This window comes from Treponema sp. Marseille-Q3903, from assembly GCF_014334335.1.
Taxonomy (GTDB): Bacteria; Spirochaetota; Spirochaetia; order Treponematales; family Treponemataceae; genus Treponema_D.
This window is the reverse complement of sequence record NZ_JACSEU010000001.1, coordinates 1273122-1289903: the sequence shown is the minus strand read 5'-3', so window position 1 is coordinate 1289903 and position 16782 is coordinate 1273122. Positions and strand designations below refer to the sequence as shown.

At 37.4% G+C, this 16782-nt stretch carries 15 protein-coding genes; 10 read left to right on the top strand and 5 right to left on the bottom strand.

The genetic code is table 11. The features are described from left to right. The first annotated feature begins 223 nt into the window (after nt 1-223). The 3 genes from rlmD to H9I37_RS05810 all read left to right on the top strand — a co-directional run bounded on the left by rlmD (nt 224) and on the right by H9I37_RS05810 (nt 5069). Entirely contained in the window at nt 224-1474 is a 1251-nt protein-coding gene (rlmD, locus tag H9I37_RS05820) for a 23S rRNA (uracil(1939)-C(5))-methyltransferase RlmD (RefSeq protein ID WP_187381515.1), read from the top strand. A 16-nt stretch (nt 1475-1490) separates the two neighbouring features. Beyond that, nucleotides 1491-3266, top strand: coding sequence for a hypothetical protein (locus H9I37_RS05815; RefSeq protein WP_187381514.1), 1776 nt, complete (start codon nt 1491-1493; stop codon nt 3264-3266). A gap of 201 nt (nt 3267-3467) precedes the next feature. Then, nucleotides 3468-5069 carry a P83/100 family protein gene (locus H9I37_RS05810; protein WP_187381513.1) on the top strand — a complete coding sequence of 534 codons (1602 nt, stop codon included), beginning with the start codon at nt 3468-3470 and terminating at the stop codon, nt 5067-5069. A 58-nt stretch (nt 5070-5127) separates the two neighbouring features. Here H9I37_RS05810 and dnaB read toward each other — a convergent pair whose 3' ends face one another. The 5 genes from dnaB to rpsF all read right to left on the bottom strand — a co-directional run bounded on the left by dnaB (nt 5128) and on the right by rpsF (nt 8500). Next, nucleotides 5128-6444, bottom strand: coding sequence for a replicative DNA helicase (dnaB, locus tag H9I37_RS05805; RefSeq protein WP_187381512.1), 1317 nt, complete (start codon nt 6442-6444; stop codon nt 5128-5130). Between the two features lie 98 nt (nt 6445-6542). Further along, a complete protein-coding gene (gene rplI / locus H9I37_RS05800; protein WP_187381511.1) occupies nt 6543-7124 on the bottom strand; it encodes a 50S ribosomal protein L9 in 582 nt (193 codons plus the stop codon). A gap of 66 nt (nt 7125-7190) precedes the next feature. Next, the gene (rpsR, locus tag H9I37_RS05795; protein ID WP_187381510.1) at nt 7191-7517 is read right to left on the bottom strand and encodes a 30S ribosomal protein S18; all 327 of its coding nucleotides are present in this window, start codon (nt 7515-7517) and stop codon (nt 7191-7193) included. A 33-nt stretch (nt 7518-7550) separates the two neighbouring features. After that, entirely contained in the window at nt 7551-8039 is a 489-nt protein-coding gene (locus H9I37_RS05790) for a single-stranded DNA-binding protein (RefSeq protein WP_187381509.1), read from the bottom strand. Nucleotides 8040-8206: 167 nt separating this feature from the next. Next, nucleotides 8207-8500, bottom strand: a complete 294-nt coding sequence (gene rpsF / locus H9I37_RS05785) for a 30S ribosomal protein S6 (RefSeq protein WP_187381508.1) — start codon at nt 8498-8500, stop codon at nt 8207-8209. A 255-nt stretch (nt 8501-8755) separates the two neighbouring features. On the opposite strand from rpsF, the gene H9I37_RS05780 reads away from it, so the two are divergent. The 7 genes from H9I37_RS05780 to H9I37_RS05750 all read left to right on the top strand — a co-directional run bounded on the left by H9I37_RS05780 (nt 8756) and on the right by H9I37_RS05750 (nt 16771). After that, entirely contained in the window at nt 8756-10306 is a 1551-nt protein-coding gene (locus tag H9I37_RS05780; RefSeq protein WP_187381507.1) for an ankyrin repeat domain-containing protein, read from the top strand. Between the two features lie 42 nt (nt 10307-10348). After that, nucleotides 10349-10894, top strand: coding sequence for a 16S rRNA (guanine(966)-N(2))-methyltransferase RsmD (rsmD, locus tag H9I37_RS05775; RefSeq protein WP_187381506.1), 546 nt, complete (start codon nt 10349-10351; stop codon nt 10892-10894). Between the two features lie 163 nt (nt 10895-11057). Next, the gene (locus H9I37_RS05770) at nt 11058-11411 is read left to right on the top strand and encodes a hypothetical protein (RefSeq protein WP_187381505.1); all 354 of its coding nucleotides are present in this window, start codon (nt 11058-11060) and stop codon (nt 11409-11411) included. 56 nt (nt 11412-11467) lie between these two features. Beyond that, the gene (locus H9I37_RS05765; RefSeq protein WP_486389521.1) at nt 11468-12601 is read left to right on the top strand and encodes a tetratricopeptide repeat protein; all 1134 of its coding nucleotides are present in this window, start codon (nt 11468-11470) and stop codon (nt 12599-12601) included. Between the two features lie 12 nt (nt 12602-12613). After that, nucleotides 12614-13633, top strand: a complete 1020-nt coding sequence (gene rlmN / locus H9I37_RS05760; RefSeq protein ID WP_187381504.1) for a dual-specificity RNA methyltransferase RlmN — start codon at nt 12614-12616, stop codon at nt 13631-13633. Nucleotides 13634-13729: 96 nt separating this feature from the next. Further along, nucleotides 13730-14878, top strand: a complete 1149-nt coding sequence (locus H9I37_RS05755) for an HD-GYP domain-containing protein (protein ID WP_187381503.1) — start codon at nt 13730-13732, stop codon at nt 14876-14878. A 246-nt stretch (nt 14879-15124) separates the two neighbouring features. Next, on the top strand, nt 15125-16771 hold the full coding sequence (locus H9I37_RS05750) for a glycoside hydrolase family 36 protein (protein WP_187381502.1): 1647 nt from the start codon (nt 15125-15127) through the stop codon (nt 16769-16771). Nucleotides 16772-16782 lie beyond the last annotated feature (11 nt).

Sequence of the window (16782 nt, the reverse complement as noted above, 5' to 3'; positions counted from 1 at the left end):
TCATTTGATTTTTATCGAAACGACACGTATACACGTCTTCTGCAAACATCCAGGCAAACTCGAAATAAAAAGTATCGGCGATATTTCAGACGACACTTTTTATCACACCTCCTTAATTTTGTGTAAGATGTAATATTGTGCAAAATATGCGGCTTTCAGTTCATCAAAACAAGCAGGATTTTACGCATTGTTAAAAATATTGACTTTTGGTACATTTCTATTGATGACAATTATAACAGATAAAATAGTTATCGGGGGAAATTCCTTAGGAAAAATTGATGGAAAAAACGTATTTGTTCCTTATACGATGCCCGGCGAAACTCTCGAAATAGAAATTACAGATTCAAAAAAAGACTACGATTTTGCAGAAATCAAAAAAATAATAAAACCGTCAAAAGACAGAATAACACCGCCTTGCAGATATTATGGTAAATGCGGTGGGTGCAATATGATGCACATAAAACCTCAAAAGCAGCGAGAACTGCGAAAGCAGATGCTGACAGATGTTTTTTTTCAAAACGGGATAGATATTTCAAAAATCACAAAAATCGTTTACGGCCCTGATTACAATTACCGTGCCCGCTTTCAGCTAAACGATGGAGGACTTTCTCAAAAGCGTTCCAATGTTGTAATTCCTGTCGATAAATGCCTTTGTGCAGAAAAGCCTGTCAACGATTATCTTTCAAAAACACCGCCGTTTGAGCGCCCACGCGGAAGATGCCATCTTTTTGGAAGCGAATTTGCTGTTGCACAAAGTCAAAAAGAAATCACATATGCTGGGAGCATCAAAATTTATTCGGAATTTTCCGATAAAAAAAGCTGCCGGAATTCAGGCTACAATAAACTCGCCAAAAAAGCAAAATCACAGAAAAAATTTAGAGAAAACCACTATTTTTCGGGAACTGTAGAATCGCCTGAAAACACAATTGAAGTTGAGTTTGCAGGCAAAAGGCTTTGCTTTGACATACGCGGATTTTTTCAGTCAAACATTTTTGTTTTTGAAAAGGTCGTGAAGCTGATTGCGGAATATCTTCCCGGAGGAGAAAATGTTCTCGACATGTACGCCGGCTGCGGCTCAATCTCCGCTTTTTTAGCCGACAAATACAAAAATGTGATGATTGTTGAACACAACCGCGATGCTGTTGTCTATGCTGAAAAAAATCTTGCTGGAAAAAAACACGTTAGCTATGGACTAAGCGGTGCAAACTGGGTAAAAACGTGCGCACAATACTGCAATAAATTTGACGCATGCGTAATCGACCCACCTCGTTCAGGAATGGAAAAAGAAGTTTGCGACTATCTTTGTAAATCAGGAATTCCGCATATTGTCTTGCTTTCATGCGATCCCGCAACTAACGCACGCGATTGTACACGCTTGATAAAATCGGGTTATGAATTAAAACAAATTTATCTTCTAGATTTTTATCCGAATACGAGCCATATTGAAAGCCTTGCAATATTCCAGTTGAAATAATGGTAAATACCGTAAAATGAACAGACTTATAAAAAAAACATTTACAACTATTCTCTTTATGTCGATATTTTCATACATTTTTGCACAAGAAAAGTTGTCTTCTTATAACACTTCATGGTCGGTTGTAATTCCCGGCAACGTAATATGCGAGCCTGCAATAACATCTTATGGGTTTGCTATTGCAACAGATGCAAAAAATCTTATGGGATACACAGACAAAGGTACTCTGCTCTGGGAAAAACAAGCAGGAAAGTCGAAAAATGTATCTATTTCTAGCATTCCCGGAGATTTTATTCTGTTTCTTGAAGACAACACTGAGATGAAACTGTTTAATCCAAGCGGAACTGCTGTCTGGAGCAAAAAACTTGATTTTTTACCGATAGGACATCCTTTAGCAGGCAGGGACGGACGTTTTTTTCTAAACAGCAAAAATAAAATTGTGTGCTATTCAATCACCGGACTTTGCAAGTGGGAAATTGAAACTCCAGAACAAAAAGCTATCTCTCTCCAAGAACTTCCTGACGGTTCTGTTGTGACGTTTCTCGATGAAAATAAAAACAATACTATTACAAAAGGGCTGCGCATATCTCCGTACGGAGAATATCTCGAAGAAATAACGTTTTCCGGTACAGTAAAAAAAAGTTACACATGCAATAACGGCATTCTTTTGATTTTTGAAGACGGAAATGCAGGTCTATTTTCTCTGGAAGGCGGTTTTTCAAAAAACAGATGGGTGATTTCAAGGAAATCTACATCAGGAGATTTTGTTGTTTCAGAAGACGGAAGCAAATTTTTATATACAGATGCGGCAGAAGACGGTGTGAATGTCTACAAAATCAGTGAAAATGGCGATATAGAAAACAGCATAAAGATAAAAGGAATAAACGGAAAAAAAATAATAAAATCGACATATACGGAATCAGGGCTTTTTATATGCGACGAGAATATTGCCTGTCTTTACAATCCGGGTGGAAACTTGTTGTGGTCAGCAAAAATGCCTGACTCAAAACATGGAAAGCCGACTTTTGACTATCTTTCATACATCGGAAGCAACCACATTGTTTTTTGCAACAAAAACTGGAGTGTTAATTCGTATTTAATAAATCAAACAGGAAAAAACTTGGATTCCAAAAACAAGACTCTAAGTTCAGCAAAACAAAAAAATAAAAGCGGAATCATATACAGTGATTTTGTAAAAATCGACACGAACGAATTCGGTTTTTATTTTGGAGACACTTTTTACAATGAGCTCACGTCATTTTCCAGAATAGAGATGCTTAAAAACGGTCATTATGCAGAGAAAGAAATGGAATATCTTTCACAGATTATGTCTGTGTGTAAATTGTATTCTCTAGATATAAGTTCATCAGATTCCGGAGCAAAAAAACAAAAATCGATTTTCCAAAAAGATGAAAGCGGATTAAACTCGATTCTTGTTCAACTCTCTCTTTTCAACAACGATGATACTCAAAAGATTGCAGCATACATCATCAAAAAAAGCGATAACGTCACTTACTGCCGTTCTATTTTAAAAAATCAAAGCGGATACGATCCCGATGCAAATCTGCTCGACGCTCTTGAAATACGCGCACAAAAAATTAAGCCACAGGAAGAGCCATTTGTAAAAGATGTATGCAACACTGTGTTTTTAATTTGCAAGTTTATGGGACGACCTGCATATAACACAAAAGGAAAAGCGATATTAAAGCGATTTATGAACTCCTCTTACAATTTTTCAACTCGAAACTACGCAAGTGATACAATGAAAAGAATAATGACGCTTGGACTATAAAAATATGAAACTGTAAACAAAAATCAATACAATAGCTATCACAGAATGTTCAGATTTCGCACCGAAACATTTTATTTTAAAAGAAATGGAAAAAAATAAAACATTATGGTAAAATTAAACCCTAATCCAAAAAGTTGATTGTAGATTTTATGGAAACTGCTCAAACCGATTTTTTTAGCAGTCCTGAAATAAGGCGGAAAAATGAAAAAAATTAAATGTTTATTTACAGCGTTTTTGTTGATCTCTGCAAATGTATTTGCACTTGAAGTAGATAGATCTGAATTGAATTCTGCAGGAAATGAGACAACAATTGAATTTATCAACTACACAGGGCCTCACAAAGTTATAGATTCAATTGAGGCAATCAAAGGGATCGGCTCTTCTATGGGAAATGCAGTTGCCGGGCAACTTTCATCTTCTCTATCGACTCCAAAATCTTCAAAATATTACGTGATTCACGCAGTCGACAATTCTGTAAAAGAAAAACTCGACGCCGATATCATTTTCATTGGCGAAGACGCTACAGTTGACCACATCGATAATCTTCGAAGGATTATTTCAGCATATTTAAAAGCGGCTTATGGGTACAGCGAGAAAGACGCCGATACACTTTCGGTTTTTATCACAGTTTACAACGCTGTTTACCGCGGAAAATTAGATATCTTCCAGTCAAAATACAAAGAAATTGTCACAAAAAATCTTACAAAAGATAATTGTGGTCTTTCTGTAAACTATAAAGACTGGCCTGGAAAATCTCAAATTGTAATTCCTTTATTCGACGTAAAAAACGGCGGTCTCTCAACTGTAGACACATCTGTTATCAGCGATACAAAAGTTATCACTTCTATGAAAGAAGATGATGATAAAAATATCGAAAGCCGAAAAGGAATGGTCGACATCAAAGAACGAGAAGCAGATAACGCTGAAGCGAAAGCTCAAACAGCACAAAAAACAGCTGCTGAAGAACAGAAAAAATTAGAAAAAGAAAAACAGAAAACTGCGGAAGCAAAAAAAGAAGCTGCCGAAGCAAAAAAAACTGCCGATGAAAAACAGAATATAGCTGATAAAGAGCCTGACAACAAAAAAGCTCAAACAGAAGCAAAAGAAGCAAAAAATCAGGCAGAACAAAAACAAAAAGCTGCTGAAAAACAGGAACAAAAGCTGGAAGAACAAAAGCAAAAAACAGAAGACGCTAAACAAGAAGCAAAAGAACAGCAGGCTGCTGTTGACAAAAAACAGTCTGAAGCACTTTCAGAACGCAAAGAGATTGCAAAAGACCAGCAGGAAATTCAAAAGAAAGAAGCCGAACAAGCTAACATGAATACTAACTATGGAATTATTCTAACAGATGAAAAAGAAATGCTCTCCAGACTTGTAAAATTCAATTCTGCAAACGGTCAAATTGTCAAAAATTCTCCTGTTTCAGTTATCAGAAGCAGGACGATTTACAAAAGCGGTGACAGTTACATTGCAATTGCCGGCGAAAACAAAGGAAAAGGAGCTGTAAAACTCGTTACAATTTCGATAGATACGATGGAAATATCAGCAGAAAGCGAGAACTATATCGCAGCTGACTCCGTTTTAATTCAGGATGGAGGCTCGTTCTATTGTGTAACTGAAGATAACGGTTCTTTCTATCTTGCAAAATTTGGCAGCGATCTTTCACTTAAATTAAAGTCAGAAACTAAAGTAAAGTCTGCCACACCGGTTACAATCACAGATGCCGGAATTGTTGTAACAGGCTCAGACGGAAAACTAAAAATTTTGAAGAAAAACGATTTGAAAGAGATTACAGGGAAATAAACATTTTTTGTTGAGTGAAAACGGTTCTTTTGACTTTAGTCTAAAGAACCGTTTTTTTTTATTCTTCAGCCTTGTTTTCGAACCTGCTGTACGCCGGCAAAAACATGATTGGAATATCGCCTGTAGCACCGTTTCTCTGTTTTGCAAGAATTATCTTTGAATCTTGTGCAGCCACTTCTTCTTTCAAACGATCGCGGTGCAAAAACATTACAACATCGGCATCTTGTTCGATAGACCCGGAACCGCGTAGTTGAGCAAGGTTCGGTTCCTGGCCTTCAGCATCACGGGCTACCTGACACAGTGCCACGATTGGAATTGAAAGCTCCCGCGCTAAAGCTTTCAGAGATTTTGATATTTCGGAAACCTGTTCAAAGACAGCGGCATTTGGATTTTCAGTTGTTATGAGACCGATATAGTCAATAAATATGATTTCAACTTTGTGGTTCATCACCATGCGCCTAGCCATCGCTCTTAAATCAAGCAATCGCATATTTGGAGTGTCTACTGTGTACAACGGTGCTTCAAACCAGCGTCCCGCAGAATCCTGAATACGCTTTACATCATCTAATTTCATCAAGCCGGAACGTATCTTTTGCATTGGGACACGTGCTTCCTGAGCCAAAAGGCGCATACCGATTGATTCATATGACATTTCCAAAGAAAAAAATCCGCAAGGAATTTTTCTTTCACATGCGATATTTTGCATCATCGAAAGAGCAAACGCTGTTTTACCGATAGAAGGTCTTGCTCCAATTATTATAAGTTCAGATTTTTGGAAGCCTGATGTATATGTATCAAGTTTTGCAAACCCTGAAGGAATGCCTGTAAACTGATTTTTGCTTTTGTAACGCGCATCGATGATTTCGATTTCTTTAATCATCATATCTTTTGCTTCGTAAATCTGAGTAGTTTCATTTCTTTCTGCCAAAGCAAAAATTTTTTGTTCAGCAGCATCAAGCAGAGCTTCGCTGTTTTTCTGCAACTCAAAAGCGGAAGCTTTCATCTCAGCCGAAATTTTTATGAGGTCACGCCGTGCTGCCCGGTCAAGCACCATTTTTGCATAGTAATCTATGTTGGCAGCCGAAGGGACTGTATCTGTCAGCGAGGCGATGTATGCAACTCCTCCAGCTTGTTCAAGTTTATTCTCAACTGTCAATTCGTTGATTAAAGAAATTGTATCACCGGTTGCATTTTTTGCATAAAGTTTTAGCATAGCATCAAAAATAACTTGATTTTGAAGCGAATAAAATCTATCAGGTTTAAGAGAAGAAACTACATCAGCCATTGCCCCCCAGTTGATTAAAAGAGCTCCCAGAACTGCTTGCTCAGCTTCTTCGCTGTGAGGTGGTACCTTGTCTGTTAAATTTGCATCCATTTCTTTTCCTCCAGAGAAAAAAAAAGAGTCAGTTTACATATTGTATTACTGACTCTTTATAAAATCCAGACTTTCAATCTGAAAATTAGCAATTTTAATTATTCAGATTTTTCTGCCGGGACTTCGTTTTTCTCTTCTTCAGATTCTATAACATCTTTAGATTCTTTAGATTCTTTAACTTCTTTAGCTACTTTAGATTCTTTCTTTTCTTCAGCTGGAGCAGAACCTTCAACAGCCTGCGCCTTTACGGCTATGTGAACTTCTGCTGTCTGAGCTTCATAAAGATGGATTGTAGCTTTATAGTTACCGACAGATTTAATAACGCTTCCCGGAATTTCGATGCGTTTGCGTTCGATTTCGAATCCAAGTTTTGCAATTGCCTCGGCAACAACGTGTGCTGTAACAGATGCATAAAGTTTTCCGTTAGCTGCAGCCGGCATATTGAGTTCAATTGCCGATGCTTCAAGTTTTTCCTTTAAGCTGGCAGAATCTTTTCTCTTCTGTTCCTTGCGTGCTTCAATTTCAGCTTTTCGGCTTTCAAAAAATGCTACTGTTGCTTCATTGTAAGGTACAGCCAAGTTACGTGGAAGAAGAAAATTGCGTGCATAACCGTTAGCAACGTTTTTTACATCGCCTTCTTCACCAAGTGATTTTACATCTACATTAAGAATTACTTTCATTTTACAAGCTCCTGTAAATATATTTGTTCAGGTCTCGGAGTATGAGAACTGACATAAAGTTTAAAATTAATCAGCGACAAACGGCAAAAGGCTGATTGAACGTGCGCGTTTAATTGCTCTTGCAACTTCACGCTGATGTTTTGCACAAGTGCCTGTGATACGGCGTGGCAAAATCTTACCGCGTTCTGTCATATAACGTCGCAGTGCATCTGCATCTTTATAATCGATCTTTACTTTGTTAGCGCAGAAACGACATACCTTTTTACGGAAATATGTTTTTCCTTTTGCACGGGCATCGCGATCTTCTTCACGACCTTCTGATGCAGAAGTGTCAGACATTGTTATCTCTTGTGGCTGTTTTTCTTCGAATTCCTGTGTATTTTCTTCAGACATAAATTACCTCTTTACTCTTTAGTTTTGTTTTATTTAGAATGGGATATCTTCCGGGAAATCACTACCAGTATCACCGTAAGGTTCCGACTGATAATTGTTTGAAAAACCTGTATTTTGATTTGCGTTATTGTTTATCGCTTGGAATTTTGGAGCACCCCCAGTCGATTGACTGTTATTATCTCCGCGACCGCCAAGAAGCTGAACGTTATCAGCAACAATTGTTACCTTGCTCTGCTTCTGACCATCTTTTTCCCAACGATCTTGTTTCAAATGCCCTTCAACACAGATTTGTTTTCCTTTTGTAAGATACGGTTTAAGATTTTCAGCGGTTTTGCCCCAGATTGTCACATTGAAGTAATTCACTTCATCGACCCACTGGTCACCGTTTTTTCGGCTTCTATTGACAGCTATGCTCACATTAGCTCTTGCCTGGCCATTTCCAACATAACCGAAATTCCTTTCATCAGAACCGAGATCCTGAGTGAGACGACCAATTAAAACTACATGATTCAAATCTGTCATTAAAATCTCCTATAAAAATTCCGCATTAGCGGCAGCACAGGAGGCGATGTATCAAAGTTTACTGTGCGCGACGCGCGAAATAAACTTTTGTGGTGAAAATTGCATGGAAGTAATTTTTACCACACCTCCTTATAATTCTAAATCAAACCGATTAGAAAAATCTAAAACTATTTAGATTCTTTTGTATCAAGTCTAACAAACTGATATTTTAAAAGATTTGCGTTGATTTTGAATTCTTTATCAATTTCAACAATCTTTGAAGGATTGAGTTTCATTGTGTAAAGAACGAAACGTCCTTTTTTCTGTTTTTTGATTTCGTAAGTAAGATCGCGATCACCGAATGCTTTTTCTTCTTCGATTTCTGCACCAAAGTTTGCCAAAGTTGCCTTTACATCTTCAGCACCTTTTTTTGACTTTTCATCATCGAGCGGATAAATAGCCATAAGTTCATACTTTTTCATAAGTATCTCCTCAAATTATGATCCTGACTAGCAGAATCTTTCGGAGGAACATAAATACAATCATCAGTCAACGACGATTAACTGTAAGATAACAACATCATCTTTGTATAAAACAAAGAGTTAGAAGTTATTCCTCCTTATGGATAAAGAGAATCACGAGAGATTCCCAAGGGGTGTTCTCACACTATACTTAAAATAAGACCTTAAGTCAATTCTCACTTGTTAGATTTTACTTATTATATTATAATTTTTCTTATGTTTATTGGCACAGCAAAAAAAATATTTTTGTCATTTTTTTTAGCTTTTGAATCGATTTTTATTGCTCTCCCACTTTTTGCGCAATCTGGCAAAAACGATGTTTATATAAAATATGTTCATCCACGTATTTATCACTTTGATTTATACGATTCGGAAGAAAAAGTGTATTTAAACATTAATAATTCGTCAAGAAATTTTGAAGCTCATGCAAATTTTACAAAATATGTAAAAAAAGATATGCCGAAAGCCGGCGACAAAGTTATTTTTCACTATTCCGGATATGCAAAAAAAAAGTTATCGCCGTTGACAGCAACAGTTTGGGATAAGAAAAAAAATATTAAACTGAGCGATTCAGATAAAGTTTTTGTTGAAGATGATATTGAAGCAAAAGTACCGTTTGAAGGGACAATATCTTTTATTCTCGATAGAGATTCAGAACGCTCATTTTATCTTAAATTATCAAACACAAAACATAGCATTACTGAAAAAACGGATAAGTGCCATCTCTATTTTACACGCGTAGCTGAGACAACAAACACCACAAATGAATCGAAAGCGGAAGCAAAGGCAAAACGCAAAAAAATAAAAATTGTAGAAACCAAATCAGAAATTTTTCCTGATGAAAAAGAAATAACGCAAGATGAACAAAAATCTTCTGACACTTTGGAATCTCCTGAATCTCCTATAGATAAAACCGAGAGCGGAAAAGAACCTGAGCCTGAACCTGAAATAGATGAAAAAGCAATAGCGCAACAAGAAGCGGAAAAACTCGAGCAAGAACGGCTAAAAAAAGAAATGGAATTTCAAAAGGCTCTTGAAAATTCTGCAAAAGCCTCTTCATCGAGATATGAAAAAGAATACCTGCAAGATTATATTGTGCCCGACACACCTTCTCTTCCGACAGAAGGGAAATATACAGATTCACTTATAAAAAATCCTGATGCGACAGATTTTATGGGAAGAACACTTCTTATGAAAGCCGCAAAACTCGGAAACGACTGGCAGATAAAGCAGCTTTTAAAATCAGGGGCAAAAGTCAATATACAGGACAAAGACGGTTGGACGGCACTTATGTACGCATTGAGATATCAAGAAAACATGGACTGCGTTCAACTTCTTTTAAACGCCGGAGCAAAAGTAAAAATATCGAACAATTATGATACATCTCCGCTCTTACTTGCAGCTTGTTACAACAACAACCCTGAAATTCTAAAAAAAATCTTAGATTATTATTCAATTTCAGAAAAAGAAGTGCTCCGTTCCCTTGTCATGCTTTTGACTGAATATCACATCAATGAATACCTTCTGGCTGAAAAACTTGCAGTTTATATCGAACGTTCAATCCCTTTGAACAATTTTTATGAAGGGAAGACTCCTTTGATGTATGCCGCTTTGTATGGAAATTCTACAAATATCATAAAGATGCTTTTGGAAAACAATGCAAATGCACAGCTTCGCTCGACAGAAGGCAAAACAGCGTTTGACTATGCAAAATTAAATAACAACCTTACACGCGATAAATATTTCTGGGAATTAAACAGAAAATAACTTTTACAACACTTTTTACAGCACAAGGATAATAAATTAAACATGAGAATCACCGGCGGAAAATTAAAAGGAAGAATTATCAAGTGCCCGGACGGAGTGATAAGGCCTGCTATGGACAGGATGAGAGAATCGGTTTTTTCGATTTTGGGTGACTTGACCGGTAAATCATGGCTAGACCTTTTTTCTGGGTCAGGTACAATTGCGCTCGAAGCTGTATCAAGAAATGCGGAAGATGTTGAGCTTTGTGAAAAAGATAAAATTAAAGTCAATACGATTTTAGAAAATGTTCGAATTGCAGAACAGGAATGCGGAGTAAAAATTAAATGCCATTTTATGCCTGTAGAATATTACATAAAACGATGCAGGCGCTCTTTTGATTATATTTTTTTTGATCCACCTTTTCCTTATAAGTTTCATGAACAGATTATTGAGCAGGCAGATAAAAACAAGCTTTTGAATAAAACCGGAACAATCATTGTGCACAGACCGGAAGAACACTTCATGCCCGATAAAATCGGCAATCTTACTAGGACAGATAAAAGAATTTACGGTCGTTCAATCGTAGATTTCTATACTTATAGCGAATAAATTATAACGTATATGCAGAGGCATTAATTTTCGATACAGCATTTTGATTTTCTGAGAACACATATCAAATTGGTTTGCAGAAAACTTTATGATAAAAAACTTGGTTTTGACAATTTGTAAAACCATGATATAATCTCATTAATAAGTTTATAAAATAAATGTTATGAATGATAGAAAAAGTTTAGAAAAAAAATTTACTGAAACAGTCAAGCACCAATCGATTCCAGATGGCTTTATTAAAGTCACTGACAATCCTGTCCAAGGATTAAACTCCGAACAGAAGGTTATTCTAAACCGCAAGGCTAACATAATGTTTAATAACGGCAATGTAGAAGATGCCAGACGAATATTCATCACAACAGGATATTCCGATGGGTTGACTCGAGTTGGAGATTATTACATGAAAAAAAATGAAAGCCTGAAAGCCCTCAAAGCCTATTATTTAGCACACAACAAGAGAGATTCTGAACCAATTTACAAGACTATAGCAGCTGTAATCTCCAGTTTATTAAAATAAACTACACTTTTATTTTGGGAGAAGTAAAAATGGAGCAATTGAATCAGAATGACGATATGATGTTTCCTGAAAATTTTGAACCAGCAGCGGCAGAGAATAAAGCAGATGAATTGGTAAATAAAATATCTGACTTATCAAAAAAAGGCTATCAACTTATAAAAGAAAATGATATAGAAGGCGCAAAAACAGCTTTCAACGAAATTCTTACAATAGACGAAAACAACAATTACGCTCTTGTAGGACTAGGCGATACGGAAAGAAAACAAAATCATTTCAATGAGGCAATCAGTTATTATAGAAAATGCCTTGAGTTCTACCCTTCAAACAACTATGCACTTTTCGGTCTTGCAGACTGTTATAAAGCACTAAATCAGTTTCCAAAAGCAATCGATATTTGGCAACAATACCTTGTCCACGATGACAAAAACATCACAGTAATCACACGTGTCGCTGACGCATATCGTAAAATTCATGATTTTCGAAAATCTAAAGAGCTGTATCTCAAAGTTCTGGAAATGGAAAAAGACAACGCATACGCACTTATTGGACTTGGACATTTAAACTATGATTTTAAAGAATATAAAGAAGCTCTTTATTACTGGACGCGCATATACGAATTAAATAAAGATAAAGATGTTGATATCCGCGTGCTGACTGCAATTGGCAACTGTCACCGTAAGCTAAAGACTTTTGAAGAAGGCACAAAATTCTTTGAAATTGCATTGGAACGCGACCCGACTAATTTTTATGCGTTGTTCGGACTTGCAGACTGTTACCGGGGAATGAGTCAGCCGCTAAAGTCTATTACTTATTGGAATAAAATTCTCGAAAGTGATCCAAAAAACAAAGTCATCCTTACACGCGCAGGAGATGCATACAGAGCTACAGGGAATTTTAAAGAAGCAAAATTTTATTACAACAAGGCTCTCGATATTGAATTCGATATTTATGCAGCAATCGGACTTGCACTGATATGCAAAGATGAAGGCGAACTTGAAGAAGCCGCTACTCGTTTTGAAAACCTTATCAGAAACGATTCTAAAAATTCACGCCTCTATATAGATCTTTCGGAATGCTATGTTGCGATGAACAGAAAGCAGGATGCTGTAAAACTATTAAGCGATTATCTCCGTTTTGACAACAGGAACATCGCAGTAAAGAGCGCTCTTGACAAAATAAACATAAGTTAAATAATCTTCCTTATGGAAAAAATAATTTTATCCGGTTTACTCCCATCTGAAATCACGGAAAAACTTGAACTGCAACAAAAATTCCGTGGCTTGCAGATTTTTAAATGGATTGGAGCCGGCGTAAAAGATTTTGATAAAATGACAAATTTAAGCGTGTCAATTCGGGAAGAATTAAAAGAAAAGTCAATGATACGCTCCTCTTCCGTAAGCAACGTATTAAAAGATCCTGACGGAACAATCAAATTACAAATTGCATTGAAAGATGGAAACGCTGTTGAGACTGTCTTACTTACTGACCGCGAAGGGCGTAAGACAGCCTGTGTATCTTGTCAGGCAGGATGTGCAATGAGATGCGCGTTTTGCATGACGGGAACACTTGGGCTTTCACGAAACCTTGATGCCAGCGAAATAGTAGAAGAATTTATGTATCTGGAAGAAGCGGCTGGCAAGCTTGACAACATTGTTTTTATGGGAATGGGAGAACCGATGCATAACCTCGGTGCAATACGTAAAGCTATTGAAGTTTTATGCAGCAAAGATGGCAGGGCTCTTTCATCAAAACGAATAACATTGTCGACATGTGGAATCGTAGAAGGCATATACGATTTGGCAGATAACGGTCCGCATATAAGGCTTGCAGTCTCCCTTACAACTGCAAACGAAGAATTGAGAAAAGAACTAATGCCTGTTGCCCGCAGCAAAGAAAACAGCCTTTTAGCATTGCGAAAAGCGATAGATTATTATGTTAAAAAATCGGGAAAACGTGTGACGCTTGAAGCAGCACTCCTTCATCAAAAAAATACAGATGAAAAAAGCGCAAAAAACATGATAGACTTTGCACGCGGCATCGACGTAAATGTAAATTTAATTCCATGGAATCCTGTTTCGATTTTGCCGTTTGAGGAACCTTCAAATAACGAGGTTCACAACTTTGTCAAAAAACTTGAACAAGCGGGAATCAACGTAACTCTCAGACAAAAACGCGGAAGAAAGATTGGCGGAGCTTGTGGGCAGCTCGGCAAAACAAATTAATTTTAAAAACAAAAATAGCAAAAGTTTTGAATTTTGTGATATACTCACAGATGTCTTCCACAAAATTTGAGCATTTTATATTAAATAGGATTTTTTATGAATCGACTCGATACAGTCAAAGCCGGCATACTTAATCTCAAGCATGCAAAGGTGGTGGCGATTTTTTCAATTACGTTTTCATTGATTTACCATATTTCAATGCTTTTTTTGTTCCTTCGTCTAAATGTACGCCCCTTGTTTTATTTTAATATATTCAGCGTCGCGCTTTTTGGAATTCTTCAAATAATCGTATTTCGCAAAAAGACATTTGTGATTCCATTTGCGTTTGCCTATGTGGAAGTTGTTATCCATCAGATTCTTGCAGACTATTTTCTTGGCGGAGACGCCTCGTTCCACTTTTTCATAATGTTGATGGGGATTCTGCCATTCATAACTTTCGACAGGCATTTTGCCCTCGCGGCCTTTTACAGCATAATCTCCACTATAGGTTTCATCTTTCTTGAGACGATTCGCCATTATTTTACTCCAAGATATGAGATTTCAGAAAGAGTGTTGTTTGTTCTCAAAGTTCTGAACGTGTCTTTTTCCTGCTCTGTAATATGCCTAGCCGTATTCATATTCGCCTACATAGTCTGGCACACGGAGCAGAATCTACAATTCCAGGTTGAAGAAAAGACAAGGGAAATCCAAAAAAAGAACGAAAAGCTGGTCTCTCTCCAGAACCAGATAATCAACAGCCTTGCGAGCCTTGTCGAGAATCGGGACGGAGACACTGGAAGCCATATTTTAAGGACAAGCGCCTATGTCGAGATAATCGCAAGGAAGGCTTACGAAAATGGGCTTTGGCGCGGAATTATTGACGAACAGTACATCGAGCTTATCAAAAGCGCCGCCCCAATGCACGATATAGGAAAAATTGTGGTGCCTGACAGCATTCTTAAAAAGCCCGGAAAACTGACCGATGAGGAATTCGACCAGATGAAACTGCACACAACAGAGGGAAGGCGCATAATCGAGGAGATAGTAGGAATCGCTGAAAACAAAAACTATGTAAAAATCGCCTCTGAAATCGCGACAAGTCACCATGAACGCTGGGACGGACGGGGCTATCCGTATCAGCATGCGGCGGAAGAAATTCCACTTTCCGCTCGGATCATGGCTGTGGCTGACGTTTTTGACGCCCTTGTCTCCACTCGCTGCTACAAAAAGCCCATGGATAAGGAGGACGCTTTTCGCATCATATGAGGAAGAGTCTGGAACGCATTTTGATCCTGTTGTTGTGGAGCTGTTTATGGAAGCGCGTCCCAAGATTGAGAAAATCCTAGCCAAGTATGCGGAATAGCGTAGGTATGTTAAATTTATATATTTTCGTTGACAATCAGTAATAGTGTGGTATTATGAGTATGATAGTAACACTATCACATCAACAATAGTTCCTGGAGGCTGTCTCAAAAGCCAGTCACTTTTTGGCGGACGTGTTCTGAGGCTCAAATGAAACGCTATTTTGCACATCATGATTATAAAGCTTTATCAAATTCAATTGTCGACATCATTGAGCTAAAAGATATAATTGGAGATAAGGTCAAACTTTCAGATGCTTTTATAAATATCGGAGGATGGCAAAGCTGGAATCCAGGATATGAAATCATGCCCGATAAAAAACAGCTTTCGTTGAAGTGCCGCTTTATAAAAGGCTGGAATAAATATCTTGTTTTTCCTGAATCTGAAACAAAATGCTCAAAAAATATTGTGACTGGGCAGTTTGTAACTTACCTTCGCTGGAATAATTTCTACGCAGTTTTTGCATCAGTTGGAAATAAAGACAAAGCGCTCCCGCCCGTACAGTTTATTTTTAATAGAAAAGAAAACAAAATCAGCATTGAAATATGCGACAAAGACGCTGACTGGAAAAAAAATGATATAACTGCGGAAATCGAAATTTTTACGGCGAATTCATATTTTGAATGCAAGGAAAAACTCGGCACAGCTTTCGGCAAAAATCACTTTGAGCAGATTAAATCGCTCGGAAACAATTTCGGCGGCTGGGAAAGCTGGTACAATCACTACTCAAATATAAATCAGAAATTGATTGAAGACGATTTGACGGCGCTTAAAGAGACCGAAAATATCATCTCAAAAGGCGCGTACAGCTCTTTAATTTTTCAGATTGATGACGGTTGGGAACAGTCTCTCGGAGATTGGGATTCGCGCGACGACAGATTTCCATCAGGATTAAAATATCTTGCAGAAAAAATCGAAAGTAAAAATTACATTCCGGGCATCTGGTGCGCTCCTTTTATAATAGATTCACGAAGCAAAACTGCTGAAAAACACCCTCAATGGCTTTTGCGCGATTCAAAAGGAGAACTTGTTGATGCAGGATACAATCCGCTTTGGGGCTCTGATGGGACTTTTTACTGTCTGGATTTGAGCCGAGACGACGTTCTTGAACACCTAGTCAATTTGATGGACAAAATAATAGATGAATGGGGATTTCGTTACATAAAGCTCGACTTTCTTTACAGCGGAATGCTTTTTGGCAATTATACAAATAAATCTCCAAGTTACAAAATATATGACAACGCATTGAAGAAAATCACATGCAAAAAAACGACAAAAGACGGCAAAAATGTCTACTATCTGGGGTGCGGAGCTCCTTTTGAACTCTCTTTTAAATATCTTCCGCTTTCGAGGATCGGCTGCGACACTTATGAACACTGGAAAAATAGATCGGCACGGCTGATTGGGTGGAACGGCCGCAACGAAGCTTACCTGAACCTAAAAGACACTCTGGGACACGCTATGTGGGATAAAACAATTTTTGCAAATGACCCCGATGTCGTATTTATCCGCAGCAAAAAATGTTCGCTCACAAAAGAAGAAAAGTTTGTGATTGCTGGAATAAACACTTTGTTCGGAAGCCAGTTCATGTATTCAGATGATCCGGCATCTGTCGGCGAAGAAGAAAAAAAACTGACAGACGAAATTCTTGAATTCAGGGCAAAGTACGAAAATGAAAATTTCGGTTTGCGGCAAGTTTCCGAGTATTTTTACACAATTTTCAGTGAGTCGGGAAGATATTCAGGCGAAATCAATATCGGGAAAAATCGATACATAAAAATTTTAGAAAATAAATAACTAAAAAAAGT

Excerpts from the sequence above, each read along its gene's own strand:
- H9I37_RS05790 (WP_187381509.1), bottom strand. The coding sequence starts at position 8,039 with ATGACAGATTTGAATCATGTAGTTTTAATTGGTCGTCTCACTCAGGAT.
- rlmN (WP_187381504.1), top strand. The coding sequence starts at position 12,614 with ATGGAAAAAATAATTTTATCCGGTTTACTCCCATCTGAAATCACGGAA.
- H9I37_RS05750 (WP_187381502.1), top strand. The coding sequence starts at position 15,125 with ATGAAACGCTATTTTGCACATCATGATTATAAAGCTTTATCAAATTCA.
- rlmD (WP_187381515.1), top strand. The coding sequence starts at position 224 with ATGACAATTATAACAGATAAAATAGTTATCGGGGGAAATTCCTTAGGA.
- H9I37_RS05815 (WP_187381514.1), top strand. The coding sequence starts at position 1,491 with ATGAACAGACTTATAAAAAAAACATTTACAACTATTCTCTTTATGTCG.
- H9I37_RS05810 (WP_187381513.1), top strand. The coding sequence starts at position 3,468 with ATGAAAAAAATTAAATGTTTATTTACAGCGTTTTTGTTGATCTCTGCA.
- rsmD (WP_187381506.1), top strand. The coding sequence starts at position 10,349 with ATGAGAATCACCGGCGGAAAATTAAAAGGAAGAATTATCAAGTGCCCG.
- dnaB (WP_187381512.1), bottom strand. The coding sequence starts at position 6,444 with ATGGATGCAAATTTAACAGACAAGGTACCACCTCACAGCGAAGAAGCT.
- rpsR (WP_187381510.1), bottom strand. The coding sequence starts at position 7,517 with ATGTCTGAAGAAAATACACAGGAATTCGAAGAAAAACAGCCACAAGAG.
- H9I37_RS05755 (WP_187381503.1), top strand. The coding sequence starts at position 13,730 with ATGAATCGACTCGATACAGTCAAAGCCGGCATACTTAATCTCAAGCAT.
- rpsF (WP_187381508.1), bottom strand. The coding sequence starts at position 8,500 with ATGAAAAAGTATGAACTTATGGCTATTTATCCGCTCGATGATGAAAAG.
- rplI (WP_187381511.1), bottom strand. The coding sequence starts at position 7,124 with ATGAAAGTAATTCTTAATGTAGATGTAAAATCACTTGGTGAAGAAGGC.
- H9I37_RS05765 (WP_486389521.1), top strand. The coding sequence starts at position 11,468 with ATGATGTTTCCTGAAAATTTTGAACCAGCAGCGGCAGAGAATAAAGCA.
- H9I37_RS05780 (WP_187381507.1), top strand. The coding sequence starts at position 8,756 with ATGTTTATTGGCACAGCAAAAAAAATATTTTTGTCATTTTTTTTAGCT.
- H9I37_RS05770 (WP_187381505.1), top strand. The coding sequence starts at position 11,058 with ATGAATGATAGAAAAAGTTTAGAAAAAAAATTTACTGAAACAGTCAAG.